This window comes from Pseudomonas sp. KCJK9016, from assembly GCF_046231795.1.
GTDB lineage: Bacteria > Pseudomonadota > Gammaproteobacteria > Pseudomonadales > Pseudomonadaceae > Aquipseudomonas > Aquipseudomonas bananamidigenes.
In genome coordinates, this window is sequence record NZ_JBJJMM010000024.1 from 49,777 (window position 1) to 75,137 (window position 25,361).

The 25,361-nt window shown below is 60.7% G+C and carries 21 protein-coding genes; 12 read left to right on the forward strand and 9 right to left on the reverse strand.

Going from position 1 to position 25,361, the window contains the following annotated elements; genetic code table 11:
• The first annotated feature begins 36 nt into the window (after positions 1–36).
• Positions 37–1,680, forward strand: a complete 1,644-nt coding sequence (locus tag ACK6BI_RS21515; RefSeq protein ID WP_409318627.1) for a phospholipase D-like domain-containing protein — start codon at positions 37–39, stop codon at positions 1,678–1,680.
• Positions 1,681–1,683: 3 nt separating this feature from the next.
• Here ACK6BI_RS21515 and ACK6BI_RS21520 read toward each other — a convergent pair whose 3' ends face one another.
• Positions 1,684–2,907: an NADH:flavin oxidoreductase/NADH oxidase family protein gene (locus ACK6BI_RS21520; RefSeq protein ID WP_409318628.1), complete on the reverse strand. Its 1,224-nt coding sequence runs from the start codon at positions 2,905–2,907 to the stop codon at positions 1,684–1,686.
• 79 nt (positions 2,908–2,986) lie between these two features.
• Between ACK6BI_RS21520 and ACK6BI_RS21525 the strand changes: the two genes are divergently transcribed.
• Together ACK6BI_RS21525 and ACK6BI_RS21530 are read left to right on the forward strand one after the other, a co-directional pair.
• Positions 2,987–3,397 carry a MerR family transcriptional regulator gene (locus ACK6BI_RS21525; RefSeq protein WP_409318629.1) on the forward strand — a complete coding sequence of 137 codons (411 nt, stop codon included), beginning with the start codon at positions 2,987–2,989 and terminating at the stop codon, positions 3,395–3,397.
• 293 nt (positions 3,398–3,690) lie between these two features.
• On the forward strand, positions 3,691–5,247 hold the full coding sequence (locus tag ACK6BI_RS21530; protein WP_409318630.1) for a TerC family protein: 1,557 nt from the start codon (positions 3,691–3,693) through the stop codon (positions 5,245–5,247).
• Positions 5,248–5,252: 5 nt separating this feature from the next.
• Here the strand turns inward: ACK6BI_RS21530 and ACK6BI_RS21535 are convergent, their stop codons facing one another.
• The 6 genes from ACK6BI_RS21535 to ACK6BI_RS21560 all read right to left on the reverse strand — a co-directional run bounded on the left by ACK6BI_RS21535 (position 5,253) and on the right by ACK6BI_RS21560 (position 14,278).
• On the reverse strand, positions 5,253–6,329 hold the full coding sequence (locus tag ACK6BI_RS21535) for a diguanylate cyclase domain-containing protein (RefSeq protein ID WP_409318631.1): 1,077 nt from the start codon (positions 6,327–6,329) through the stop codon (positions 5,253–5,255).
• Positions 6,313–7,191 carry a DUF4434 family protein gene (locus ACK6BI_RS21540; RefSeq protein ID WP_409318632.1) on the reverse strand — a complete coding sequence of 293 codons (879 nt, stop codon included), beginning with the start codon at positions 7,189–7,191 and terminating at the stop codon, positions 6,313–6,315. The genes ACK6BI_RS21535 and ACK6BI_RS21540 overlap by 17 nt, the downstream gene beginning before the upstream one ends.
• Positions 7,191–10,349, reverse strand: a complete 3,159-nt coding sequence (locus ACK6BI_RS21545; RefSeq protein ID WP_409318633.1) for an NfrA family protein — start codon at positions 10,347–10,349, stop codon at positions 7,191–7,193. Before ACK6BI_RS21545 ends, ACK6BI_RS21540 begins: the two co-directional genes overlap by 1 nt.
• Positions 10,346–12,520, reverse strand: coding sequence for a cyclic di-3',5'-guanylate-activated glycosyltransferase NrfB (gene nrfB / locus ACK6BI_RS21550; protein ID WP_409318634.1), 2,175 nt, complete (start codon positions 12,518–12,520; stop codon positions 10,346–10,348). Before nrfB ends, ACK6BI_RS21545 begins: the two co-directional genes overlap by 4 nt.
• Positions 12,517–13,671 (reverse strand): non-hydrolyzing UDP-N-acetylglucosamine 2-epimerase, encoded by a 1,155-nt coding sequence (gene wecB / locus ACK6BI_RS21555; RefSeq protein ID WP_409318635.1) that lies wholly within the window; start codon positions 13,669–13,671, stop codon positions 12,517–12,519. Before wecB ends, nrfB begins: the two co-directional genes overlap by 4 nt.
• A 175-nt stretch (positions 13,672–13,846) precedes the next feature.
• Complete coding sequence (locus tag ACK6BI_RS21560; RefSeq protein WP_409318636.1) at positions 13,847–14,278, reverse strand: thioredoxin family protein; 432 nt, start codon at positions 14,276–14,278, stop codon at positions 13,847–13,849.
• A gap of 338 nt (positions 14,279–14,616) precedes the next feature.
• On the opposite strand from ACK6BI_RS21560, the gene ACK6BI_RS21565 reads away from it, so the two are divergent.
• From ACK6BI_RS21565 to ACK6BI_RS21600, 8 genes are all read left to right on the forward strand, one after another.
• Positions 14,617–15,465: a transporter substrate-binding domain-containing protein gene (locus ACK6BI_RS21565; protein ID WP_409318637.1), complete on the forward strand. Its 849-nt coding sequence runs from the start codon at positions 14,617–14,619 to the stop codon at positions 15,463–15,465.
• 52 nt (positions 15,466–15,517) lie between these two features.
• The gene (locus tag ACK6BI_RS21570; RefSeq protein WP_059405928.1) at positions 15,518–16,180 is read left to right on the forward strand and encodes an amino acid ABC transporter permease; all 663 of its coding nucleotides are present in this window, start codon (positions 15,518–15,520) and stop codon (positions 16,178–16,180) included.
• A 9-nt stretch (positions 16,181–16,189) separates the two neighbouring features.
• On the forward strand, positions 16,190–16,852 hold the full coding sequence (locus tag ACK6BI_RS21575) for an amino acid ABC transporter permease (RefSeq protein ID WP_409318638.1): 663 nt from the start codon (positions 16,190–16,192) through the stop codon (positions 16,850–16,852).
• Positions 16,849–17,646, forward strand: coding sequence for an amino acid ABC transporter ATP-binding protein (locus tag ACK6BI_RS21580; protein WP_409318639.1), 798 nt, complete (start codon positions 16,849–16,851; stop codon positions 17,644–17,646). The genes ACK6BI_RS21575 and ACK6BI_RS21580 overlap by 4 nt, the downstream gene beginning before the upstream one ends.
• 31 nt (positions 17,647–17,677) lie before the next feature.
• The gene (locus ACK6BI_RS21585; RefSeq protein WP_039768794.1) at positions 17,678–18,067 is read left to right on the forward strand and encodes a RidA family protein; all 390 of its coding nucleotides are present in this window, start codon (positions 17,678–17,680) and stop codon (positions 18,065–18,067) included.
• A 146-nt stretch (positions 18,068–18,213) separates the two neighbouring features.
• Entirely contained in the window at positions 18,214–18,978 is a 765-nt protein-coding gene (locus tag ACK6BI_RS21590; protein ID WP_409318640.1) for an IclR family transcriptional regulator, read from the forward strand.
• A gap of 39 nt (positions 18,979–19,017) precedes the next feature.
• Entirely contained in the window at positions 19,018–20,238 is a 1,221-nt protein-coding gene (locus ACK6BI_RS21595) for an amino acid deaminase (RefSeq protein ID WP_409318641.1), read from the forward strand.
• A complete protein-coding gene (locus tag ACK6BI_RS21600) occupies positions 20,238–21,173 on the forward strand; it encodes a sugar kinase (protein WP_409318642.1) in 936 nt (311 codons plus the stop codon). The genes ACK6BI_RS21595 and ACK6BI_RS21600 overlap by 1 nt, the downstream gene beginning before the upstream one ends.
• Positions 21,174–21,221: 48 nt before the next feature.
• Here the strand turns inward: ACK6BI_RS21600 and ACK6BI_RS21605 are convergent, their stop codons facing one another.
• Together ACK6BI_RS21605 and ACK6BI_RS21610 are read right to left on the reverse strand one after the other, a co-directional pair.
• Positions 21,222–21,497 carry a peptidylprolyl isomerase gene (locus tag ACK6BI_RS21605; RefSeq protein WP_065260528.1) on the reverse strand — a complete coding sequence of 92 codons (276 nt, stop codon included), beginning with the start codon at positions 21,495–21,497 and terminating at the stop codon, positions 21,222–21,224.
• A 50-nt stretch (positions 21,498–21,547) separates the two neighbouring features.
• The gene (locus tag ACK6BI_RS21610) at positions 21,548–24,085 is read right to left on the reverse strand and encodes a PAS domain S-box protein (protein ID WP_409318643.1); all 2,538 of its coding nucleotides are present in this window, start codon (positions 24,083–24,085) and stop codon (positions 21,548–21,550) included.
• 127 nt (positions 24,086–24,212) lie between these two features.
• Here ACK6BI_RS21610 and ACK6BI_RS21615 point away from each other — a divergent pair, with 127 nt between their 5' ends.
• A complete protein-coding gene (locus ACK6BI_RS21615; RefSeq protein ID WP_409318644.1) occupies positions 24,213–25,319 on the forward strand; it encodes a PilT/PilU family type 4a pilus ATPase in 1,107 nt (368 codons plus the stop codon).
• Positions 25,320–25,361: the final 42 nt, after the last annotated feature.

The following is a 25,361-nucleotide window of genomic DNA, read 5'->3' on the forward strand; positions in this document are numbered from 1 at the left end:
TATGCTGCATCCAGCCCATCTCACAAGGAGTGAATCATGCGCGTACTGGTCGCCAACCCTCAGGACGATTTTCGCGTAAAGGCGTACGCCGGCACCAACGGCGTGCTGTTGGCAATGGATCTTGCCGAGCCCCGCCGCAAGGGCCTGCTGGGGTTTGCCATCGAGAAACAGCAGGGCGACAAACCGTGGCAATTTCTGTTCAACAGCCTGACCTTTCCCGGCAAGGCTCACACCTTCCCGCAGTTTCACGCCACGCCCAGTGATATCGCGCCGCTGCAGAAATTTCGCTGGGCCGATTACGCGGTCAATCCGGGCACCACGCTGCAATACCGTGTGCACCTGGCTTACGGCACGCCCGATGCGCCGGTCCTGGGGGAGTCGCTGGAACTGAGCATTGCCTCGGACGACGGTCACCCGGCCAATCAACGTGTGATTTTCAACCGCGCCGTGGCCGCCAGTCAGGCGTTCCAGCGCAAGTTTCCCGACCTTGACGCGCAAATCAGCGCCAACAAAAACATGCCCATCGAAGCCTGGCCCGATGCTGCGCGGCAATGGCTCGAAAACGGGCTGCTCGGGCGTCTGCAGGGCTTCATTGAGCGTGCACCCGACAATGAATGGGCGCTGGACATCGCGATCTACGAGTATCAACTGCAAGCCATCATCGACACGGTGAACGCTGCATTCGATCGCGGTGTGCAAGTGCGAGTGCTGTATCACGCCCGCCCCGGTGACGAAGACACCACAATGAACGAGGCCAGCCTTGCGAAGCTACCGCAAACCAGCAAGCGCGGGCGGGTGACCCACGATATTTTCCATGACAAGTTCATTGTCCTCAGTCGTATCGCCGGCGGTGAGCGGCAGCCCCAGGCTGTGTTGTGCGGCAGTACCAATTTCACCGCCAACGGCGTGTATCGCCAGGCTAACGTAGTGCATGTGCTGGATGACACGGCTATCGCGGCGAGCTATCTGCAGACCTTCGAGCAGGTCTGGGCGACGCCGGCGGATGTCGGCGCTACTCGCGACTGGATCACCCAACACAATCCGATGAATCCGGCGCAACCGCTGTTTGCCGGGTTCTCGCCGCGCAGTGGCGGTGCCGATCTGCGCGAGTTCGTCGACATCATCAATGCGGCGAAGAAGGACGTTCTGTTTGTCACCGCGTTCACCTTGCCCGACGCCATTCTCAACGCGCTGCTCGGTCAGCCCCATGACGACATCCTGCGTTACGGCCTGCAGAACACCGCTAGCCGCATTACCGGATTTCACGCCGACCGCACGGCTGAATTCGCCGCCACCGCGTTGCTCAACACAGGGCTGGAAGGCTGGCTGAAAGAGAACATGAAAGGCCAGAAGGGCAACCTGCTGGTGCACACCAAGGCAATCGTCACTGATTTCACCAGCGACAGCCCGACCATCATCAGCGGCAGCCACAATCTCAGCACGGCAGCCAGCAACGGCAACGACGAGAATTTCCTGATCATCCGCGGCGACACCGAACTGGCGGACCGCTATGGCCTGGAACTGCTGCGGTTCTACGAGCATTACCGTTTCCGCTATTTCGCGAAAAAACTCGAGCTGAAACAGGTGCAGCCGCTGGCGGCGGATGACAGCTGGACCAACGACTATTACGTCGAAGGGGATCTGCGTCAGCTGTCGCGCCTGAGGTTTGCCGGGCGCTAGGGTTTATACGCCCATCGCCTGACGGTACTGGCGGGTGCGTCGGCTGAGGTACAAACGGTCGCGGATCAGCGCCCAGAGTGCCGATACTTCGGGATATGGCTTGCGGCCCCGGCTCAGGCGCGCCATCTGGAATCGCACCACGGCCATGTTCGCCAGCGCGGCCAGTGCCTTGCGCTTCCAGCGGATCGGTGGCAGTTGCGGCTCGCTGTGGCGGCCTTCGCGCCAGTGTCTGACCAGACCCGGTTCGATCGCCATTGCCGTGGCGATGCCCGCCATGGCGATGCCGCTGTCGAGTACCTTCTCGACGATGGGCAGGCGCCGGATGCCGCCGGTGACCATCACCGGCATGCGCGCCACGCCGGCCAGTTCGCTGGCCATCTCCAGAAAGAACGCCTCCCGGGCCAGGGTACGCCCGTCACGGGCTTCGCCCTGCATGGCCGGAGCTTCATAACTGCCGCCGGACAGTTCCAGCAAATCGATGGGCTGTTCGTTGAGCCACTCGATCACCTGGCGGGCATCGTTTGTGTCGAAACCGCCGCGCTGGAAATCCGCCGAATTGAGCTTCACTGCCACGCAGAACTGTGGTGAAACGGCCTGACGCACAGCCTCGATCACCGACAGCAGCAGGCGCGCACGATTTTCCAGCGAACCGCCCCAGCGGTCGGTGCGGCGATTGGTCAGCGGCGACAGAAACTGGCTGAGCAGATAGCCGTGGGCCGCGTGGATCTGTACGCCGGTGAACCCGGCTTTCTCGGCCAGCGCGGCACTGGTGGCGAAACGTTGAATGACTTCTTCAATGTCTTCTTCGGTCATCGGTCTTGGCTCGGCGAACAGTTTCGAGAACGAGCCCATTTCCAGTGCTACTGCCGACGGTGCCAGCGCTTGCTGGCCCATATTGGCGAAGGTCTGGCGGCCGGGATGGTTGAGTTGCACCCAGACCTGCGCGCCGCCACTGCGGGCGATTTCAGCCCAGTGGCGGAAACGCTCCAGATGTCGCTCGTCTTCCAGGACCACGCCGCCTGGGCCGGTCATGGCCCGACGGTCAATCATCACGTTGCCGGTCAGCAGCAGGCCGGCGCCGCCATCGGCCCAGGCCTGGTACAAACGGAACAGTTCGCGGGACGGTGCCTGATCACGATCCGCGAGGTTTTCTTCCATGGCGGCTTTGGCGATGCGGTTGCCGACGGTCTGACCGTTGGGCAGTTTCAAAATCTGGAAGGGCGACATTGCTTGACTCCTCATCAGTGATGGCGAGAGGCTAAGCTTAAAGTCAACTTTAATGTCAAGCAGGCAAAACGAGGCTGAGATGAAAATCGGTGAACTGGCGCAACAGAGCGGGCTGAGCGCTTCGAGCATTCGCTTTTATGAGGCTCAGGGCCTGATTCCCAAAGTGGAACGGCTGGGCAATGGCTATCGGCGTTACCCGCCGCAAGTGCTGCAAACCCTCAACATCATCCGCAGTGCCCAGCAGGCCGGGTTTTCCCTTGAAGAACTCAAGCAGCTGTTGCCAGTCGCAGGGACCGGAGAGTTCAAGCACGATGAACTGGTGGAGGGGCTCACGCGCAAGGTGCAACAGATCGAAGTCATGCAGCAGCATCTGGCCCGGAGCAAGGCACGGTTGCTGGAGGTCATCGACAACATTCAATCGAAACCGGAAGGCATGAGCTGCGGTGCCAATGCCGAACGGGTCCTGGCCGCGATCTACCCGGAATCCTGAGCAAGGTTGAAGACGTACAGATTTTGAAATGATTTCCAGCTGTAGGAAAAGTCATCAGAGCTTGTACGCTTCAAGACCCTTTTTCATTCAGGATTTTCATGAACACTCTCTCGGAGCCTCCCGGTTCGACTCAAAGAACCACGTTCCCCTCGCGCCATGGCGCGGTCTTGACGCACTCGCAGCATCCGGTTTTCCGACTCCCGACTATCGTTGATGGCGCAGCCTCCGAGCTTTCGCGCCGCACTTTGCCGTGTCCGGCAGCCTGAATTCACTGAAGAGAGAAGAGGTTGATTATGGAATGGTTAGCGGATCCCACGGCGTGGCTGGGCTTGTTGACACTGATCGTGCTGGAGCTGGTGCTGGGTATCGACAACCTGGTGTTCATCGCGATTCTGGCGGACAAGCTGCCGCCGCATCAGCGCGACCGCGCACGCATCATCGGCCTGAGCCTGGCGCTGATCATGCGTCTTGGCTTGCTGGCGAGCATTTCCTGGCTGGTCACCCTCACGCAGCCGTTGTTCGAAGTGTTCGGCAAGAGTTTCTCCGGTCGTGACCTGATCATGCTGTTCGGTGGTGTGTTCCTGCTGTTCAAGGCGACCATGGAACTGCACGAGCGGCTGGAAGGCCATGTCGGCGAACGCTCGACCAGTACCGCCTATGCATTGTTCTGGCCCATCGTTGCGCAGATCGTCGTGCTCGATGCCGTGTTCTCCCTTGATGCGGTGATTACAGCCGTGGGCATGGTCGATGAACTGGCCGTGATGATGATTGCGGTGGTGGTGTCCATTGGCGTCATGATCGTGGCCAGCAAGCCGTTGACCCGTTTCGTCAACGCGCATCCGACCGTCATCATGCTGTGCCTGGGCTTTCTGATGATGATTGGTTTCGCGCTGACCGCCGAAGGCCTGGGCTTCCACATTCCGAAAGGTTATCTGTACGCCGCGATTGGTTTCTCGATCCTGATCGAGGTGTTCAACCAGATCGCCCGCGCTCGTCGCAAGCGCTCGATGCAGGGATTGCGCCCGATGCGTGAGCGTACGGCTCACGCGGTGATGCGCCTGTTGGGTGGCCGCAAACTGGCGGTAGAAGAGGTGGGTGAGGAGATTTCCGACTTGCTGGATGATGGCGAGGCACCGAGTGCGGAGCTGTTCGACCGTCGCGAGCGGGTGATGATCAGCGGTGTGTTGCAACTGGCCGAACGACCGATCCGTCACTTGATGACGGTGCGTGCCGACATCGATTACGTTGATCTGGCGGACGATGCGGAAGCCATTCGTACACGACTGATGCATTCGTCCTACTCGCGTCTGCCGCTGATTCGCAACGGTACGGTGGATGAACCGTTGGGCTTCGTCCACAAGAAGGAATTGCTCAAGGAGTACCTGGCCGGCAACGAACCGAACCTTGAGCACCTGGCGCGCAAGACGCTGAACCTGCTCGACAGCTATTCGATCCTCAATGCGCTGGAGCAAATGCGGGCGGCCTCGACCCACATTGCCTTTGTGGTGAACGAATTCGGTGACTTTGTCGGTGTGTTGACCATGACCGACATTCTCGAGTCGATCGCCGGCGAGCTGCCGGACGCCAGCGAAATCGCCGGCCCGGATGTGGTCGAAGAGCAGGGCGGGTTCATCGTCAATGGTGCGCTGAACTTGACCCGCATCCGCGAGCACACCGGTTTTCGCGCCGAGCCGACCGAGGACTACCAGACCCTTGCCGGGCTGGTGATGAGCCTGCTGGATCGATTGCCGATGAAGGGTGATCGACTGGAGCATGAAGGCTGGGGCATGACCGTGATGGCGGTCGAGGAGCGGCGGGTGACACGAGTGTTGCTCAAACGTGAGGCCTGACGGCCTCACTGATGAAAGGTATACCGGTCTTTCCCGGTGTGCTTTGACTCGTACAACGCTTCATCGGCCTTGATCAGCGCCTGGTTGAGGGTGTCGCCGTCCTCGACCCGGGCCACACCGATGCTGATGGTCACCGGGTGCCGGGTGGTCTGCTCACGCACCACACGGCACAACTCACCGGCCAAGGTCTCGACGTCCTCGCGACGCACGCCGGCCAGATAAATCGCAAACTCCTCGCCACCCAGTCGCGCGTAATCGAACGGTGCCATCACGGCTTTGATGTCCGCCGCGATTCGCTTGAGCACTTCATCGCCGATGTCGTGGCCGTACACATCATTCACTTTCTTGAAGTTGTCGATGTCGATCATCGCCAGGTAATGGTCTTGCTCGCGGGGTGACGCTTGCAGGCTTTTTTCGGCGCGGGTCATGAACGAACGGCGATTGGGGATTTCCGTCAGGGTGTCGTTGTAGGCCTGGTCCAACAACAGTTTGGACATGATGTAGTTGTAGAGCTTGGTCTGGCGCAGCTTCAAAAACGTGTAGATGGTTAATGAACAGAGAAACACGCTATAGGCTATGGTCATGACGCCTTTGAGCTCCAGCAGGCTGATACCGGTGCCCATGAACGGGTTGAGCATCAGCCAGGTGACGGCCTGCGCAGCGAAGAACGACCAGCGACTGAGGGGCAGCACGGAGGCGCTGTAGAGTGTGGTGGCGGCAGCGAGTACCAGCCAGATGCCATGAAAGGTCGGCGGTAAACCGTCGATTACCATCCGTATGCCCAGGGTGATGAGAAACACGAACGTCAGGTTCAGCCAGTCAAAATGACGGGCCTTGCGCGTGAATAGCAGCACCACGGCAAGCATCGCGAACGCTGCGATGAACACCATCGAGCGCCAGGTGAAGTCCTGGTCGCCGAGGAAACTGACGATCAGGTCGAAGGCCAGCCAGATGCCCATGCTGGCCAGATAGATCAGCAGACAGAACGAATGCAGCCGTTCGAACTCATGCTGGATGAACTCGTCCCACAGCTCGGCGGGGGCGGTTCGCTTCAGGACTTCGTCTTCAATGGTTTTGTACATTGCTGCCCGAATGCTTGCGCTGGTTGTCGAGAATCACCTGGCCCCACGGCCGGTATCGCAGGGAAAATACGGCGCTTTGATGACAACCGGTCGCGGTGTCATCCGGGCGGGCCGGTTCTGCACGGAACGGCTCGCCCTCGCGGCTGACCTGGCGGAATGCTTCGCGCACGATGCCGACGGAGCAGGGCAGTGCGCTGGAGTAGCCGTTGCGCACCAGCGGCGGCAGGCGCCCGGTACCGGCGCCGTCCTGCCACCAGACTTGCGCGCCGGCTGCCGCCAGATCACCCAGCCATTGGGCGTTGACCGTCGGCGCAAGTTTTCCGGCACTGAAGGCGCTGACATGCAACGGGGCATCGAGTTTGGCCGCGAAGTCTTGCAACTGGCGCTGTAACGTTTCCCGCCGGTCGGCTGCCAAAAAGTGCAAATCATCCAGCTCCAGCGGCAGATACCAGCCGCTGACCGGCAGTTTCCATTCCTGGCGCAGCTTCTGTTGCTGCGCCAGCGACTGCCCCAGCTGCGCCTGCCAGTAGGCGCCGAGGCCGGCACTGTCCAGCTCATCAATGCGTTTGTAGTACGCCGGGTCCATCGACAACCCCAGCACCAGTTGCAGACCTTGCTGCCGGGCAAGCTTCAGACTGTTGGCGAGCCAGCCGTTGGCGCCGCCGAAGTCCGAGTCGCCGTAAGCCGTCCATTGCACGATGACTGTCCGCGCCCCTTGCCGGGCAGTGTCCTGCCAGACTTTCTGCCATTGCGCAGGCGTCAGACCGGCATCGACATTCAGCGGTTGATAGAACACCCGCTCATCGGCCCGCACGAGCGTGGCACCCAGCACCAGGCAGAACAACAACATCCAACGAGCCATCAGAAATTCCACTCCACGCCCAGCAGCACACCGTTGCCGCCTTCATACAGGTTGCCGCCCAGCGACTGTTGATACTCGGTGCGTACCGTCAGTTTCGAGCGGTAGGCGTTGTAGCGGTCCTCGTCGTACCACCATTGCCAGCGCAGCCCGACACCGGTACGCAGATCCTGCCGCCAGTCATTGCTCGGGTCCTGGCTGGCAAACTCAAGGAAGCCGTAAGGCATGATGGTCTGGGCGCCGCTGTCCGGCAGCTTCCAGGCGTGCCCCTGCTGGAACCGCGACAGCCACTGATGATCGCCAGCCTTCGTCCACCAGGCTGCATCGAGGTAGAGGAAGCGCTCATCCCAATCGTTTTCGTCAACGCGCCAGTCGTTACGGTACTTGCCCTGATCGAGAAACGAAGCCGTGGCGCGCAGCAGGTAGTCCGTGGTGGTGTGACCATCCTTGCGGTGGTCGTTGATCTGATCGAGCAACTTCTCCGGGACCAGCATCTGGCCGAGGCTCAGGCTGTGGCTGTCGTCATCGCTGAACTGGCTCTGCTTGTAGATTTCACCATAGAAGTTGATGTTCTGCGTGCCCCACGGTTTGTAGCGCAGGCCGACGCCGGCGGCGAGGGATTCGGCGTAACTGGAACGCCCCTGTCCACCGAGCAGGACCCGGCCATACACCGACAGCGTGCTGCCGGCCCGGCTCGGTTCTTCGCCAAGGGCGTGATCCCACATCGCCAGTTGCACGTTTTGCGAGTCGGCATGGCGGCGCGAGCCTTTGCTTTCGTCCGGTCGCACGAAGTCATTCGTTGAAACGCCGGCCGGTGACCAGGTGCTGGCGATCGTCCGGCTGTCGCGGCGGGAGAGTGTTTCGTGAGCGCGACGCTGACGGTAACGCCGCGCTTCCATGCTGCCGTCTTCATCGTCGGCGGCCACCGGGTTCTGTTCCAGGTCGATTACCCGGCGTAACTCCTTGCGGGCAGCAGCACTGTCTTCCACTTCGTCATACCGCCAGGCCAGGGTTTCGCCGAGTCGGTAATCCTCGGGGAAGTCGCGGGTCGCCTGTTGCAGATAGGAAATTGAGGTGGCGCGTTCTTCGCGAGTTTCGGCACCGGCCAGACGCATGCCGTAGTCGGCGCGGTAACGCGGGTTGTTCGGATCGCGGTGCACAGCCTCGGCCAGCCACGTGGTGCTTTGCGGCAAGTCTCCGGCTTTTTGCGCAGTGACCGACGCCGCGTAGAAATGCCCGGCGTCCGGTGCTTTTTGTAACGCCTGGCGCTGACGCTCCAGTCCCTGGGCATGATCACCGCGTGCGTCGGCAATGGCCGCACCCAGGGCCCATTCATTGGCTCCCCGTGTGGTGCTCTGCTGCCAGTAATGTTCGGCGGTCTGACTGTCGCCGGCATTCAGCGCACTGCGGCTGGCGGTAAGGCGGGCGTTGTCGCTCAGTTCCGTTATGGGAGTGCTGCGCCAGATGGCCAGTGCGCCAACGGAATCACCGGCGGCTTCCAGAGCGTAGGCCAATGGCAGGCGACCGCTGCGGTCACCGAGTTTTTCCGCTTGCCGGTAATACACAACGGCCTCGCCGGGTCGGTCCGGCATCGCGCAGCGACCCAACGCGCGGTAATCGCCGGCAACCTGCGGGTGGTCGCCGATGGCTTGCTGAACGGCGTCGCACTGGCCGTTTTCCGCGAGTTGCGCAAGCAACTGATCACGGGTGGCGCCGTCGACACGGCTGATCAGCAGGGCCATTCGTCGTTGCTGTTGCGGCGTCGTGGTTTTCGAAGCGGCATAAAGCCCGGCCAGCCGTTGGAGCGCAGTGGCCGGCAAACGTCCTTGATGCCGGTCGAAGGCGGTTTCGAGCAGCTGTTGCGCCTGTGCGCGATCGTCGTTGTTGACCGCCAGGAAGGTGGCCTGATCCAACGACTTCAGGTTGCCGGTCTGCCGGTAGTGAAGTTCCCACAAGGTCTGCGCTTCCGTCATGCGGCCCATGCGTTGCGACAGTTCCGCCCGACGTTTGACGATTTCAGGCGTTTGCGTCTGGCCGGCCAGCCACGCGTCGACCTTGTCGCTGCGCCCCTGATCCTGCCAGACATCCAGCAGTTGCGCCTGCCGGCGGTTTTCCCACGGCTGGGGCAGCCGCGTGCTTTGCAACAAGTCGGTGGCTTGCAGGCGTTGGGCGAGTATCAGCCAGGTTTGCGGATCGTCGTCAGGCGTGCAGCTGCGAAATTGTTTGAGTGCTGCTTCCGGATCATGGCGCGACAACCATTCGGTGGTTTCCAGGCAAGGACGCTGCAGGTCATTGCTCAAACGCTGCACGGTCGGCACGTCTTCTGTCTTGCGCGCCAGTTCCCACAAGCGCTGGCGTTGCGCCGGGTCGGCCAGGTCGGAGTCCGGCAACGACTGAATCCAGCGTTGTGCCTGTTGCTCATGACCCATGGCAATGGCGCGGTCGACCATCGCCAGACGGATCTTGCGGGCGGCTTCCGGATTCGGTGCCTGTTGCAGCAGTTGTTGTAGCGGTTTTTCGTCGAGACGCTGCACGTAAGCGTTGGCCAGACGCTGCCAGCCGTCGGCATCCAGCTGTTTGCGCGCTGCGAGCGGTGCGAGCTGATCGATGGTGCCGCTCCAGTCGCGCAGTTGCTCCGACCAGTTGGCCCGTGCCAGGCGCAGGATATTGTCGTCGCCCTTGGGCGACAGTTGCGCCAGCCAGTCATGGGCCCTGGCTGCGCCGCCAAACTTGGCCAGGCTCAGGCTGTAGGCCTGCCAGAGGCGCACGCGGTCATTCAGGTTGCTGGTGGCCATCCAGCTTTCAACCTGAGTGCTGGTGGGAGGATCCTGCTCGATCCAGGTCAGGCGCAGGTCAAGAAGGGCGTCGCTGTTGGCCGGCAATGCCTGCATGGCGTCCTTGTAGCGACGTTGTTTGGCCAGCGACTCGACCAGCAACGCTCGGGCCTCGTCGTTTTTCGGGACCTTTTCCAGCAGGTGGCGCATCAGGCGCTCGACTTCTTTCCAGTTGCCCTTTTTTGCTTCGCGGTAACTGCGGTCCATGTAGGGATAGCTGCGAAACTGTTCAAAGTCGCTCAACGGCGCAGCCTGCAGCGGGTAAGCCGTGCTCAGGCCCAGCAGCAGGCTGCCCATCAGCAAGGTGTGACGATGTACAGGCTTCATGCGACCTCCCGGACAATGCGGTAGGCGGCTTGCTGCTCACTGGCCTGGTCGGCCAGGGCCTGTTCCAGAATTTCCTGGGTAATCATGCCGCGGGAAATCAGGTGTTCGCCGAGCGACATCTGTTCGGCGTCGAAATCGATCAGCGCCTGATTGAAAAGGGTCGGCGGCACCATGCCGCGCACCTGCAACAGATTACCCAGCAGCACCTGATGGCGGCTGACCCGCTCCAGCAGGTTTTCATCGTCCTGATGGCGCTCAAGCACTTCGAGCATATGACGCACTTCCTCATTCTGACGGGGACTCGCATACCAATAGCGAATGCCCAGTGTCACGCGGCCCTGGGGTGCCAGACGGCTACGCACCGGGCGTTTCAGTTGACGGCTGATGGCGCCGAGCGAGACCTGGCTGACCGGACCTTCGGAAGCCAGAATCAGGGTCTCGCCTTCTTCGGCCACCGGCAGCACGCCGTAGTGCGATGCGACCCGGCGTGGCACGGCATCGATCAAACGCTTGTCGAGCTTGAAAGGGTTGAGCGGTGCCCATTCCAGATCCAGCTGTTCGGCCAGGGCCTGTACGAGCTGCGTGCTGTCGATGTATTCGCGCAGCAGCAATTCGCGCCCCAGACGACGGCGCACCGGGCTGGTGATTGCCGCTTCGAGCTGTTCTTCGGTGAGCAGACCTTTTTCCACCAGCCGATGGCCCAGCGGGGTCCGCTGCGCCTTGGTCAGCGCCGGAAACTCGTGGGTGGTCTTGTCCCAGGCCACGCGGCGCGAGTCGCCCATTTCCATGACCTGGCGCAGGGCGCGCAGGTTGGCGAAGAAGTTGACGAAGTTGCTCCACATCATACGCGGCGCAGACAGCAGGCCTTCGACCAGTCCGTAATAGCGGGTCACGAACCAGCCACGCTGGAACAGACGGTTGAACAGCATCAGGCCGTTGAGCCACAGCAGCGCCGAGAGCAACGAGCTGTCGGCGAGGATCGACGGATAGCGCCATGACTCGGGAGAGATCACCGTGATTGCCCACATCGCCAGCAGCACCAGGAACAGCAGGTTGACCATAAAACTGAGCAGGTAGGCGATCAAGCCGCGACGGTCGCGCCACAGGAAGTAATTGAGCAGGCCCTTGCGGCTCCAGCCGAGGTTCTTGGTGCCTTGAAACACGATACCGACGATCCACCGCGACTTCTGCCGGATCGCATGTTGCAAGTCCCTCGGGAAGTGTTCACGCACGCAGATCACCTGTGAGAATTCGCGGTTCATCCCGAACACCCACGGTTGTTCCAGTGCCAGTTTCGGATCGCTGACCGAGTAGCGGGCAAAGATGCATTTCATGCCTTTCTGCTTGAGGCGGAAACCGATGTCGTAGTCTTCGGTTAGGCTCTGTACGTCAAAGGCAATGCCGTCGCCGTCCTCCAGCAGCGCACTGATGGCCTTGCGACTGAAGCAGGTTCCGACTCCGGCACTCGGCACCTGCCCGGTGAGGGCTTCGCGGACGATGACGTCCTTGCCGTGGTTTTCGGCGAATTCATCCACATAGTGCCCGGCGGTGAAGCCTTTCCACTCCGGTGCATAGGGGTAGACCGGAATCTGGATCAGGTCTTTGTTCGGTAGCAGGTAGTTGTAGAGGCGCAACTCCATCGGGGAAATCACGTCTTCGGCGTCATGGAGGATGAACCCGGCGAACTCGATTTTCGCCTCGCTTTCGAAGCGCAGGATCGCGTCGATGATGTTGTTCAGGCAGTCGGCCTTGCTGGTCGGGCCGGGGCGGGCGCAGACCACTTTATGCACGTTGGGGTAGTGCTGGCAGACCGCATCGACGTCGGCCTGGGTTTCGGCGTCGTTGGGGTAGGTGCCGACGAAGATCTGATAGTTCTCATAGTCGATGGTCGAGGCGGCCAGCCGCGCCATTTCGCCGACCACACCGACTTCGTTCCACGCCGGCACCATGATTGCCAGGGGCTTCTCGGGAATCGAATACAGGCGCTCCTCGTCGGCACGCTTGAATTTCTCGTAGATGCGCCAACGGCGGATGAACTTGCGGCCCCAGTACACCAGATCGATGAACAGGTCATCGAGACCGAGGATGAACATCAGCAGGGCGAGGAAGATCGCCACATACTTCAGACCAAACAGCACATACGCGAAAAAGTCGACCCAACCCAGGCTCATACGCCGTTACCCGCCGCCGAGCGTGCGCTCAGCCAGGCGTGGAGGCGAGTGGCGATGCGTTCGCTGGCGTGGCCGTCACCGTACGGACTGTGGACACGGCTCATGCGTTTGTAGGTTGCCTCATCATCGAGCAACTGGCTGGCCTCCTTGACGATCTTCGCGGTGTCGGTGCCCACCAGCAACACGGTGCCGCCTTCGAGTACGGAGGGGCGCTCGGTGACGTCACGCAAGACCAGCAGCGGCTTGCCGATGGCCGAGGCTTCTTCCTGGACGCCGCCGGAGTCGGTCAGGATGAAGTGCGCACGGCCCATCAGCCAGACGAAGTTCGGGTAATCCTGAGGAGCGACCAGATAAATGTTGGGCTTGTCGGCGAGCATGCCGTACACCGCATTTTGCACCTGTGGGTTGAGGTGCACCGGATAGACAAATTGCACATCCGGATAGCGCAGGGCGAGATCGGCCAGGGCCTGGCAGATGTTCTGGAAACCGTCGCCGAGGTTTTCCCGGCGATGACCTGTGATCAACACCATGCGACGGCTGTCGTCGAGCACCGACAAGGGGGAATCGGCCGCCGGACGCCACTGGCTTTGCTGCTGGTGCGTGCGCATCCACAGCAGCGCATCGATCACGGTGTTGCCGGTGATTTCGATGTTGTCCTGCGGTACGCCTTCGCGCAGCAGGTTGGCTTCGGCCTTGCCGGTTGGCGGGAAGTGCAGGTCAGCGATCACGCCGGTCAGGCGCCGGTTGGCTTCTTCCGGCCAGGGCGCGCGCAGGTTGCCCGTGCGCAGGCCTGCCTCGACATGGCCGATGGGCAACTGGCGATTGAAGGCGGCGAGGGCGGCGATGAAGCTGGTGGTGGTATCGCCGTGTACCAGCACGATGTCCGGTTTGACCCTTTCGTATGCCTGATCGAGTTGTGCAAGAAGATGTTGCGAGAGACCGTTGAGGGTCTGGCCCTGCGTCATGACTTGAAGGTCTTCATCGACGGTCAGTTCGAACGCGTCGAGCACCTGTTTGAGCATCTCCCGATGCTGGCCGGTGGAGCAGATGTTGAGTTTGATATCGGGCCACTGACGCAGAACCCGGGCCAAAGGGGCCATTTTGATGGCCTCCGGGCGAGTACCGAAAACCATCATGACATTAAAGGACATTGACCCCTCCTGGGACGAAGCAAGGCCGTGACCAACAGGCCACCAGCACCTATCTCTTTCTGAGAAATAAAGAAAAGCAGCCGGACGGGAGCTTGTCCAATCCGGCCTCAAGGCTAGTTGTTACAGATCAATTGGAACGAAAGTGCCACTACCTGATGGCTCTTAGGTGGCACTTTCAGGAAAAGTTCCATCGTTTTGCGCGGGGGATGGTGCAGAGGGTGCTGAGGGTGTGGCGCAGCCACTTCAGGTCATGGGCCGGCTTGCGTGCGGCGGCGCAGGTTCTGGGTTTGCCCAGGTGTTGGGTGAAGTCTTGCAGCAGGGATTCTTCGGTACCGATGCCTTTCAGTTTTTTGACCAGAACGCCTTCCTTATAAAACAACACTGTCGGTGTGCCCGTGACATCCGGATGCGGGCACGACTGTGCTGTATCGAGCATGAAGATATCCATCCAGGGTCGGAAGGGCTTGGCGATATCGAGGAACACTGGACTTGCGAAAACGCAGGCGCCGCAGTGCTCGTTGAAGAAATACAGGACAACAAGGCGCCTGGCTTTCAAGACCTTCCGGTACGTGGGGGGCAACGCTGAATATCGAGTTGGCTTCGTCATTGGAGCCTCCTTTATCCAATGTGTTGGACAGCACGACGTTAGGGGAGCTGCGGCCGTTGCTGCAACTGTCAGAGTTGACAGGTGCGGCCCGTGCCGAATCGTGCATCGCGCACCAGGATGTGGCCCGGATACCCGCCATGTGTGACGCAAAGTAGCGAAATGTGGTGTCGCGTTTGGTTACACCGTTTCATGGGTTTTCGCCATCTCTTTGATTCAAAACAAAATTCAATCCATTGCAGATTCCCCGGGAATCCTGTGGCACACTTTCTGCTGTCTATTCCGTAGTAACAAACCTAGTTCCGGTATAGCGGAATAAACAACTTCTTGGAGTGCTTGCCATGCATCGCCGACCTTCCTTGTTCAAAGCGTGTGTTTTTGTTCTCGCGGCTTCGTCCGCTGTCATGGGCATGGCCCAGGCGGCCGACAGCAAGCTCGACAGCGTCCTGGCCCGTGGAAAACTGATCGTGGGCACCGGCAGCACCAATGCGCCGTGGCACTTTCAGGGGGCGGACGGCAAGCTGCAGGGATTCGATATCGACATCGCCAGGATGGTGGCCAAAGGTCTGTTCAATGACCCGAGCAAGGTCGAGTTCGTGGTGCAGTCGTCCGATGCTCGGATTCCCAATCTGCTGACCGACAAGGTCGACATGAGCTGCCAGTTCATCACCGTCACCGCCAGTCGCGCGCAGCAAGTGGCGTTTACCCTGCCGTACTACCGCGAGGGCGTCGGCCTGCTGCTGCCGAACAACAGCAAGTACAAGGAAATCGAAGACCTGCAGGCTGCCGGCGACAGCGTGACCGTGGCGGTACTGCAGAACGTGTACGCCGAGGAACTGGTGCATCAGGCGCTGCCCAAGGCCAAGGTCGATCAATACGACAGCGTTGATCTGATGTATCAGGCGGTGAACTCCGGTCGTGCCGATGCCGCCGCCACCGACCAGTCTTCGGTCAAATACCTGATGGTGCAGAACCCGGGTCGCTATCGCAGCCCGACGTACGCCTGGAGCCCGCAGACCTACGCCTGTGCCGTCAAGCGTGGCGATCAGGACTGGTTGAACTTCGTCAACACCACCCTGCATGAAGCCATGACCGGCGTTGAATTCCCGACTTATGCCGCCTCGTTCAAACAATGGTTCGGCGTCGATCTGCCAACGCCTGCCATCGGTTTTCCTGTCGAATTCAAATGATCCCCGTGAGAGCGGGGGGCCATGACGCGCCCCGCTCAAGGTACTGCCAACCATGAACTATCAGTTGAACTTTGCCGCCGTGTGGCGCGATTTCGACACTTTGCTGGCGGGGCTCGGTCTGGGCCTTGAACTGGCGCTGGTGTCGATCGCCATCGGCTGCGTGATCGGCCTGCTGATGGCGTTTGCCTTGTTGTCCAAGCATCGCGCCTTGCGGGTGCTGGCATCGGTGTATGTGACGGTGATCCGTAACACGCCGATTCTGGTGTTGATTCTGTTGATTTACTTTGCGTTGCCGAGCCTGGGGATCCGGCTGGACAAGATCCCGTCGTTCATCATCACCCTGTCGCTGTATGCCGGGGCGTACCTGACCGAAGTGTTCCGCGGCGGTTTGTTGAGCATCCCCAAGGGCCAGCGCGAAGCAGGCCTGGCCATCGGCCTGGGGGAATGGCAGGTGAAAGCCTACGTCACCGTGCCGGTGATGTTGCGCAATGTGCTGCCGGCGCTGTCGAACAACTTCATTTCGCTGTTCAAGGACACCTCGCTGGCCGCCGCGATCGCGGTACCGGAGCTGACCTATTACGCGCGCAAGATCAACGTCGAGAGCTACCGGGTCATTGAAACCTGGCTGGTGACCACGGCGTTGTATGTCGCGGCCTGTTACCTCATTGCCATGCTGCTGCGGTACCTGGAGCAGCGTCTGGCAATCCGCCGATAGGAGGCTGCGATGTACGAATCCCCTAGTTGGTTGCATGAGTTGTGGGTTGCGCGGGAGCCACTCTGGCAAGGCTTTGTCACCAGCGTGCAGGTGTCGGCGCTGGCGATTCTGTTCGGCACGTTCATCGGTGTATTTGCCGGTCTGGTACTGACCTACGGCAAATTCTGGATGCGTGCGCCGTTCCGTTTTTATGTCGACCTGATTCGCGGTACTCCGGTGTTCGTCCTGGTGCTTGCCTGTTTCTACATGGCGCCGGCGCTCGGCTGGCAGATCAGCGCGTTTCAGGCCGGAGCCCTGGGTTTGACGCTGTTCTGCGGCTCCCACGTCGCCGAAATCGTGCGTGGTGCATTGCAGGCGTTGCCTCGCGGGCAAATGGAAGCCAGCAAAGCCATCGGCCTGACGTTCTATCAGTCCCTCGGTTACGTGCTGTTGCCTCAGGCCCTGCGGCAGATCCTGCCGACCTGGGTCAACTCGTCCACGGAAATCGTCAAGGCCTCGACCTTGTTGTCGGTGATCGGTGTGGCCGAGCTGCTGCTCAGCACCCAGCAGATCATCGCCCGGACGTTCATGACTCTGGAGTTTTATCTGTTCGCCGGTTTTCTGTTCTTCGTCATCAACTACGGCATCGAATTACTCGGCCGGCACATTGAAAAGCGGGTGGCCCTGCCATGACTCAAGCTCAAGTTTCCAACGTCCAGAACGGTCAGCCCCTGCTGGATATCCGAGGTCTGCACAAACAATACGGCGCGGTCGAAGTGCTCAAGGGGGTCGACCTGAGCATGCAGCGCGGCAACGTGGTGACGCTGATCGGCTCCAGCGGCTCGGGCAAGACCACGCTGCTGCGCTGCGTGAACATGCTGGAGGAATTTCAGGGTGGGCAGATCCTGCTCGACGGCGAGTCCATCGGCTATGACGAACTCAACGGCAAACGCGTGCGCCATCCGGAAAAAGTCATTGCGCGCCATCGGGCAATGACCGGCATGGCGTTCCAGCAATTCAATCTGTTTCCGCACCTTACCGCGTTGCAGAACGTCACCCTCGGCTTGCTCAAAGTCAAAAAGATGCACAAGGACGAAGCCGTGGTCCTGGCTGAGAAATGGCTGGAGCGGGTCGGCCTGCTGGAGCGGCGCAATCACTTCCCCGGCCAGTTGTCCGGTGGCCAGCAGCAGCGCGTGGCGATTGCCCGGGCGATTGCCATGAACCCGAGTCTCATGCTGTTCGACGAGGTCACTTCGGCCCTCGACCCGGAACTGGTCGGCGAAGTGCTGAACGTGATCAAGGGCCTGGCCGAAGACGGCATGACCATGTTGCTGGTGACCCACGAAATGCGTTTTGCGTTCGAGGTCTCGGACAAGATCGTGTTCATGAATCAGGGGCGCATCGAAGAGCAGGGGCCGCCCAAGGCGCTGTTCGAGCGTCCGCAATCACCGCGGCTGGCGGAATTTCTCAAGAGCACGCGGTTCTGAATTTTCATTTTTTCAATCAGGAGAAACACCCATGAGCATTACGCGCTACGGCACCGGCAGCACCGCCGCCGGCGGTCAGCCACGACCCTTCGCGCGCGCAGTCGAGGCCGATGGCTGGCTGCACGTTTCCGGGCAGGTGCCGGCGGTGGATGGCGAGATCATTGTCGGGGGCATCGTCGAGCAAACGCATCAGACCATGAAGAACCTGATCGCGATCCTCGAAGAGGCCGGTTATGGTCTGGAGGATGTGGTCCGTGCCGGGGTGTGGCTGGACGATCCGCGGGATTTCACCAGCTTCAACAAGGTCTTCGGCGAGTACTTCAAGCCTGAGCACGCACCGGCCCGGGCCTGTGTGCAGGCGAGCATGATGGTCGACTGCAAGGTCGAGATCGATTGCATTGCATACAAAAAGAAGGCCTGAAACTTGTATTGATTTCTTCGCGAGCAGGCTCGCTCCCACAGGGGATCGCATTCCAGATCCGGGAGCGAGCCTGCTCGCGAAAGCGATCTAACGGTCGACGCTGCACTCTCGCTAAACTCCCGGCACTTTCATTGGGAACTGAAGACATGACCGAAGACACCATCAAGCGCCGGGCACGCGGTCTGGACCGGGCGTTCGATATCCTCGATTTCCTCAAGGAGATCGGCCAGCCGCTGCGTCCGAACGACATTGCCAACGGCATCGGCAGCCCGAAATCCACGGTCTACGAGCTGGTGGCCTCGTTGCTCGAACGACGGATTCTGGAACCGGTGGGCAAGGACGGCCACGTCTATCTAGGGCGTCAGCTGTACTTCCTCGGTCAGGCGCATCTGCGTCATTTCGACCTCAGCCGCGAGGCCGATCATGCGCTGCAGGAGATTGTCAGCCAGACCCGGGAAACCGCGCAGATGTGCCTGCTCAACGGGCGCAAATACACGGTGGCGCTGATGAAGGAGGGCGAGCGGCATTTCCGCATTTCTTCCGATATCGGCGAAAACGCACCGATCCCGTGGACGGCGTCAGGCCGCTTGCTGCTGGCGCACTTGAGTGACCAGCAGATCAGCGACCTGATCGACCCCGAAGATTTCATTTTGCCGGATGGCGAGCGCCTGCCGATGGAGACCTTCCTCAAGGAAATCCGTCAGGCCGGCATCGACGGGTTTTTCTCGTTCGACAGTGTCGCCGACACCTTTACCCATTGCTTTGCCGCTCCGGTCAAAGACCCGAGCGGCGTAGCCATCTGCACCTTGTGCATCGTCGCCCCGCGAGCCGATGCCAAAAACAACTACAACGACTATCGCCGGGTGTTGATCGAGAGCGCCAACAGCCTCGCCCGGCGAATCCACGAATAATCGCGACCGCCAGCGGGCGCGACTGTGAGGAGTTCGACCATGACGACTGCCAACAACACTGCTGCCGTGGAAAAGGGCGACGCCGTCCTCGGTGCGCAACTGGTGCGTGACATCAGCCTGCCGGCGCTGGTGCTGCATCGCGAGGCCCTGGAGCACAATATCCGCTGGATGCAGACATTTGTCAGCGACAGCGGCGCCGAACTGGCGCCTCATGGCAAGACCAGCATGACCCCGGCGCTGTTTCGTCGTCAGCTCGACGCCGGTGCCTGGGGCATCACCCTGGCCAGCGCCACTCAGACCCGCGCCGCCTATGCCCACGGCGTGCGCCGGGTGTTGATGGCCAACCAACTGGTCGGCACGCCGAACATGGCGTTGATTGCCGATCTGCTGGCGGCCGATCCAGGCTTTGACTTCTATTGCATGGTCGACCATCCGGACAATGTCGCCGATCTGGGCGCTTACTTCGCTTCGCGCGGCGTGCGCCTGAACGTGATGATCGAGTACGGCGTGGTCGGCGGCCGTTGCGGTTGCCGTACCGAGCAGGAAGTCATCGAACTGGCCAGAGCCATTGGTGCGCAACCGGCGTTGGCCCTGACCGGGATCGAAGGTTACGAAGGTGTGATTCACGGCGATCACGCCGTCATCGGCATTCGTGAGTTCGCGGCCTCGCTGGTGCGCCTGGCGGTGCAATTGCAGGACAGCGGCGCGTTCGTCATTGCCAGGCCGATCATCACGGCGTCGGGTTCGGCGTGGTACGACCTGATCGCCGAATCGTTCGAAGCGCAGAACGCGGGCGGGCGCTTCCTCAGCGTGCTGCGTCCGGGCAGTTACGTGGCCCATGACCATGGCATCTACAAAGAGGCGCAGTGCTGCGTGCTTGACCGTCGCAGCGATCTGCATGAAGGCCTGCGTCCGGCACTGGAAGTCTGGGCCCACGTGCAGTCGCTGCCGGAGCCGGGATTCGCGGTGATTGCCCTCGGCAAACGTGACGTGGCGTTCGATGCCGGTCTGCCGGTACCGCTGCGACGTTACAAGGCCGGCGTGGTGCCGGCGGTGGGTGAAGATGCCAGTGCCTGCAAAGTCACAGCCGTGATGGACCAGCATGCCTTCATGAACGTGGCGCCGGGAGTGGAGCTGCGGGTCGGCGACATCATTTCCTTCGGCACTTCTCACCCGTGCCTGACCTTCGACAAGTGGCGCGTGGGGCTGCTGGTGGACGAGCAGCTGTCGGTGATCGAAACCATGGAAACCTGTTTCTGATGAGTACGCTCAGCCCTCTGGGCCCGAATATCCCGCGCATCGCTCTGATCGGCGAATGCATGATCGAACTCCAGCAGCGCGCCGATGGCAGCCTGCAACAGAGCTTCGGCGGCGATACGCTGAATACCGCGGTCTATCTGTCCCGCGCCATGGGCGACAAGGCGCAGGTAGATTACGTTACAGCGCTGGGCGACGACAGTTTCAGCGACGCCATGTGCCGCAGTTGGGCCGCTGAAAACATTGGCCTGGATCTGGTCCAGCGCTTGCCCGGTCGTTTGCCGGGCCTGTATTGCATCCAGACCGATGCTGCCGGCGAACGTCGCTTTCTCTATTGGCGCAACGAAGCCGCCGTGCGCGACTGCTTCACTACGCCTGCCGCCGCGCCGATTCTCGCGGCGTTGCCGGACTACGACGTGCTGTATTTCAGCGGTATTACGCTGGCAGTGCTCGGCGCGCAGGGGCGGGAAAAGCTGATCCAGACTTTGATCGAAGCCCGTCAGCGCGATGCGCGGATCGTTTTCGACAACAACTACCGGCCACGGCTGTGGGCCTCGGTAGAAGAGGCGCGGGCGGCCTATCGCAGCGTCCTGCCCCATGTCGATCTGGCGTTGCTGACGGTGGACGACGAACAGGCGCTGTTCCATTTCGAAGACTGTGACGCGGTGTTTGAGGCTTACGCGCAGATCGGCACGCCGGAAGTGGTGCTCAAGCGCGGTGCCGAAGCCTGTCTGATCCGTTGCGACGGGGAAGCGTTCGAAGTGCCGGCACAGAAGGTCGTGAAGGTGGTGGACACCACGGCGGCGGGGGACTCGTTCAGTGCGGCGTATCTGGCCAGTCGCTTGTCGGGCGCAAGTCCTGCGCAGGCGGCGGAGGCGGGGCATCGGTTGGCGAGTCGGGTGATTCAGGTGCCGGGGGCGCTGATCCCCAGGGATTGACCCGATCCCTGAAGGCGCTGCCGAAAGCCGCGCCTTCAGGGCACCTTATCAGTCGCGGAAAAACACCTGCACCAAGTGATAACCGAACTTGCTCTTGATCGGCCCGTGCACCGTGCGCAGCGGTTTCTTGAAGATCACCGCGTCGATCGCGCCGACCATCTGCCCTGGCCGCACTTCACCCAGATCGCCGCCGCGTTTGCCGGAAGGGCAGGTCGAAAACTTCTTTGCCAGTACATCGAACGCTTCACCGTTGGCGATGCGCTGTTTGAGTTTTTCAGCCTCATCGGCAGTCTTGACCAGGATGTGGCGGGCTTGGGCTTTCATCGTGCAATACCTGTAGCGGGGTGACGGCGGGGCGCGGATTATGCCTCAAGTCACGGGGTTTGGCTGAACATCGCGCGGATCTTGCCGGCCAGCTGTTCGATGGAAAACGGCTTGGCGACCATGTCCATGCCGTCCTCGAGAAATCCCTGACGCTCGGCGGCTTTCTGCGCATAGCCGGTCATGAACAACACTTTTAGCCCTGGACGATGCTGGCGGGCGATCTCCGCCAGTTGCCGGCCATTCATGCCCGGTAGCCCGACATCGGTCACCAGCAGGTCGACACGCAGGTCGGATTCGAGCAACGGCAGGGCACCCTTGGCGTCTTCGGCCTCATGGGCGCGATAACCCAGCTCTTTGAGCAGGTCCATGACCAGCATGCGCACCGCCGGATCGTCTTCGACCACCACCACGGTTTCGCCGGTCGCGACGGCGGGTGTCTGCGTTGCTTCTTCAGTCACCGCCGGCTCCGCCACCAGAGAATGCAGGCGAGGCAGGTACAGGCGCACGCAGGTGCCCTGACCCGGCAGGCTGTCGAGGCTGACGTGCCCGCCGGTTTGTTGGGCAAAACCATAAATCATCGACAGCCCGAGCCCGGTGCCCTGGCCGATCGGTTTGGTGGTGAAGAACGGATCGAACGCTTTCGAACGCACCGACGGCGTCATGCCGGTGCCGTTGTCGCTCACCGCCAGCATCAGATAATCCCCGGCCTTGACCGGTTCGAGGGTGGTGATGTCGTTGCCGTCGAGGTAAACGTTGGCGGTCTCGATCAGCAGCTCGCCGCCATCTGGCATGGCGTCGCGGGCGTTGATCACCAGGTTGAGCAGGGCGTTTTCCAATTGGCTGACATCGGTACTGACGGGCCAGACGTTGTCGGCCAGGCGCAAGGTCAGTTCGATCGGGTCGCCTTTGGTGCGGCGGATCAGGTCCTCCAGCGAATGGATCAGTTCGTTGACGTTCAAGGTTTTGCGATCCAGCGACTGGCGTCGGGAAAACGCCAGCAAGCGGTGGGTCAACGCCGCGGCGCGATTGGCCGATGACACCGCGGCGTCGGTGAACCGGCCGATCTCTTCGGCGCGGCCACTGGCGATGTAGCGCTGCATCAGGTCGAGGCTGCCGATGATTCCGGTCAGCATGTTGTTGAAGTCATGGGCGATGCCGCCGGTGAGCTGGCCGACCGCTTCCATTTTCTGTGCATGGCGTAAGGCATCTTCGGCGCGTTCGCGTTCGAACATTTCGTTCTGCAAGCGCTGGTTGGCCTGGGCCAGTTGTTCGGTGCGCGCACTGACACGTTCCTCAAGGGTCTCATTGAGGTTGCGCAAGGCTTCTTCGGTCTTTTTGCGTTCGGTTTCGTCGATCACGAAAATGTAGAAACCGTTCACCGCACCATCCGGACCATGACGCGGCAGGTAGTTCATCAGGGCATGGCGCTGGCTGCCATCGCGATGGGGCGTGTACAGGCTGAACGAGCAGGGGCGGCCAGCCAGGGCTTCGGCAATGTACGGTGCTCGCAGGAAATAGGCCTCTTCGCCGATCACCTCGCGAATCGTACGACCGCACAGCTCTTGAGGCGTGAGTCCATACCAGTCCAGGTAGGCGGCGTTGTTCAGACGAAAGCGTTCTTCGCGGTCGACATAACTGATCAGGATCGGCATCGCGTTAATGATCAGTTGCAATTCGGTCTGGCTCTGGCGCAAGGCCTGTTCGGTGTGTTTGCGCTCGGTCAGGTCCAGTGCCGCGCCGAGAAAACGCATCGGCCGCCCATGATGATCCTTGTAACAGCGGCCCCGGGCGAAAACCCAACGCACTTCGCCATTGGCTTGCAACAGGCGATATTCCTCGGCGTATTCGGTGCCATGGGTGATGCAGTGTTTGATACTGCGAGCAATCAACGCGCGGTCTTCGGGATGCACGCCGTGCAGGTATTCACTGATGGGCAACTGGCTGGCCTGTGCCGGGTCCACTCCGTGCAACTGGGCGAAGTGCGCATCGGCGATGAAACGATCCTGACCGATGTCCCAGTCCCAGGTGCCAACCGCGTCGGTGGCTGCCAGCGCCAGTTGCAGGCGCTCCTCGGTCTGTTTTTGCGCCTTGAGGCTCTCTTCTGAACGCTGCTTGAGTTCCAGGGCAATGCGCCGGCGCTCATTGGTTTCGATGGCGGTGACCAAAATGCCGGCCACCTGCGCACTTTCATCGCGAATCGGGCTGTAAGTCAGGTCCAGCCAGAAGTCGGACTCCTTGCCGTCCCGTTGCAGGGTGAAGCGTCGCTCGCTGTAGGTCCGCACCTGGCCTTGCAGGACGGCACTGTAAATCGGATCGGTAAAGTCTCGAAGTTCTGGCCATATCTGGTGCGCCGGCTGTCCGAAAGCGTGCGGATGCTTGTTTCCGGCGAGCAGCGCAAAGCCGTTGTTATAGATCTGGGTGAGTTGCGGGCCCCACAACAACAGCATCGGCATCGGCGAATGAATCACGATGTCCACCGCGGTCCGCAGGCTCTGCGGCCAGGTGCCTGCGCTGCCCAGCGGGCTGCGGCTCCAGTCGGTGCGGGCGATCAGTGCCTGGGCGTCGTGGGTGTTCGGTACAGCGTTCATCACATCAATCCTGAGCATCGGTCGGTGAAGCGGCGTCTACTATCCTAGTGCGGTAGACACCGTAAGGCCCGTCGCGTCACGACGCACGGACTTGTGTTCATTGAAAGCTTCGCAGGTGTTACTGGCCATGGAAATCGACGCACTGCTCAAACAACTGTCGAGCCGTCACGGCTCGGATCTGTTCCTGTCCACGGGGGCGCCGCCAAGTGCACGGTTTGAAGGTGTGCTGACGCCATTGAGCGAACAGCCGTTCAAGCCCGGTGAGGTAGCCATCGTCGCCGCTTCCTTGATGGACGTCGAGCAGCAACGGGAATTCGATCGGGACCTGGAAATGAACCTGGCGATTTCCCGTACCGGTATCGGCCGGTTCCGGGTGAACATTTTCAAGCAGCGTAATGATGTTTCGATCGTGATCCGTAACGTCAAACTGGATATCCCGCGCTTCGAAGACCTCAAACTTCCCTCGGTATTGCTTGAAACGGTCATGCTCAAGCAGGGCCTGATCCTGTTCGTCGGTGCCACCGATTCGGGCAAGTCCACATCCCTGGCCGCACTGATCGATCATCGCAATCGCCATAGCAGCGGACATATCGTCACGATCGAAGACCCGATCGAGTATATCCATCGCCACAAGAAGTCGATCATCAATCAGCGAGAAGTCGGTGTCGACACCCGCAGTTTTCACGCCGCGCTGAAAAACACCCTGCGACAGGCACCGGATGTGGTCTTGATCGGTGAGATCCGCGACCGAGAAACGATGGAGCATGCACTGTCGTTTGCCGAAACCGGGCATCTGGTGTTATCGACGTTGCACGCCAACAACGCCAACCAGGCTCTGGACCGGATCATCAATTTCTTTTCCGAGGAGCGGCGTCCGCAATTACTTCATGCTCTGGGGAATCACTTGAAGGCGTTTGTATCCCAACGACTGGTGCGAACCCTCGATGGCCAGCGCCGGGCAGCGGTGGAAGTGATGCTGGGCTCTGCGACCATCGCCGACCTCATTCGACGCAACGAGTTGGCTGACCTGAAGAACATCATGGAAAAGTCGTCTGAACTCGGGATGCAAACCTTTGATGATGCACTTTACAAACTGGTGGTCGAAGGTGTTTTAAGTGAAGAGGAAGCGCTGAAAAATGCTGACTCAATAAACAATCTCAAGTTGCGCCTGAAACTTAAACTTCAACAAAATGATAAGGCTGGAGGGGATTCGGAAGACTGGGGATTGATCTGAGTTTTTCTCATCAAGGCACTGGGCTGGAAACTTTAATTAATA

What these genes read in the sequence shown, in the direction of transcription:
- ACK6BI_RS21525 (WP_409318629.1), top strand. Translation starts at nt 2,987, where the DNA reads ATGAAAATCGGTGAACTGGCGCAACAGAGCGGGCTGAGCGCTTCGAGC.
- ACK6BI_RS21575 (WP_409318638.1), top strand. Translation starts at nt 16,190, where the DNA reads ATGTACGAATCCCCTAGTTGGTTGCATGAGTTGTGGGTTGCGCGGGAG.
- ACK6BI_RS21535 (WP_409318631.1), bottom strand. Translation starts at nt 6,329, where the DNA reads ATGTACAAAACCATTGAAGACGAAGTCCTGAAGCGAACCGCCCCCGCC.
- wecB (WP_409318635.1), bottom strand. Translation starts at nt 13,671, where the DNA reads ATGTCCTTTAATGTCATGATGGTTTTCGGTACTCGCCCGGAGGCCATC.
- ACK6BI_RS21515 (WP_409318627.1), top strand. Translation starts at nt 37, where the DNA reads ATGCGCGTACTGGTCGCCAACCCTCAGGACGATTTTCGCGTAAAGGCG.
- ACK6BI_RS21520 (WP_409318628.1), bottom strand. Translation starts at nt 2,907, where the DNA reads ATGTCGCCCTTCCAGATTTTGAAACTGCCCAACGGTCAGACCGTCGGC.
- ACK6BI_RS21545 (WP_409318633.1), bottom strand. Translation starts at nt 10,349, where the DNA reads ATGAAGCCTGTACATCGTCACACCTTGCTGATGGGCAGCCTGCTGCTG.
- ACK6BI_RS21540 (WP_409318632.1), bottom strand. Translation starts at nt 7,191, where the DNA reads ATGGCTCGTTGGATGTTGTTGTTCTGCCTGGTGCTGGGTGCCACGCTC.
- ACK6BI_RS21560 (WP_409318636.1), bottom strand. Translation starts at nt 14,278, where the DNA reads ATGACGAAGCCAACTCGATATTCAGCGTTGCCCCCCACGTACCGGAAG.
- ACK6BI_RS21595 (WP_409318641.1), top strand. Translation starts at nt 19,018, where the DNA reads ATGACGACTGCCAACAACACTGCTGCCGTGGAAAAGGGCGACGCCGTC.
- ACK6BI_RS21605 (WP_065260528.1), bottom strand. Translation starts at nt 21,497, where the DNA reads ATGAAAGCCCAAGCCCGCCACATCCTGGTCAAGACTGCCGATGAGGCT.
- ACK6BI_RS21570 (WP_059405928.1), top strand. Translation starts at nt 15,518, where the DNA reads ATGAACTATCAGTTGAACTTTGCCGCCGTGTGGCGCGATTTCGACACT.
- ACK6BI_RS21610 (WP_409318643.1), bottom strand. Translation starts at nt 24,085, where the DNA reads ATGAACGCTGTACCGAACACCCACGACGCCCAGGCACTGATCGCCCGC.
- nrfB (WP_409318634.1), bottom strand. Translation starts at nt 12,520, where the DNA reads ATGAGCCTGGGTTGGGTCGACTTTTTCGCGTATGTGCTGTTTGGTCTG.
- ACK6BI_RS21580 (WP_409318639.1), top strand. Translation starts at nt 16,849, where the DNA reads ATGACTCAAGCTCAAGTTTCCAACGTCCAGAACGGTCAGCCCCTGCTG.
- ACK6BI_RS21530 (WP_409318630.1), top strand. Translation starts at nt 3,691, where the DNA reads ATGGAATGGTTAGCGGATCCCACGGCGTGGCTGGGCTTGTTGACACTG.
- ACK6BI_RS21565 (WP_409318637.1), top strand. Translation starts at nt 14,617, where the DNA reads ATGCATCGCCGACCTTCCTTGTTCAAAGCGTGTGTTTTTGTTCTCGCG.
- ACK6BI_RS21615 (WP_409318644.1), top strand. Translation starts at nt 24,213, where the DNA reads ATGGAAATCGACGCACTGCTCAAACAACTGTCGAGCCGTCACGGCTCG.
- ACK6BI_RS21585 (WP_039768794.1), top strand. Translation starts at nt 17,678, where the DNA reads ATGAGCATTACGCGCTACGGCACCGGCAGCACCGCCGCCGGCGGTCAG.
- ACK6BI_RS21600 (WP_409318642.1), top strand. Translation starts at nt 20,238, where the DNA reads ATGAGTACGCTCAGCCCTCTGGGCCCGAATATCCCGCGCATCGCTCTG.
- ACK6BI_RS21590 (WP_409318640.1), top strand. Translation starts at nt 18,214, where the DNA reads ATGACCGAAGACACCATCAAGCGCCGGGCACGCGGTCTGGACCGGGCG.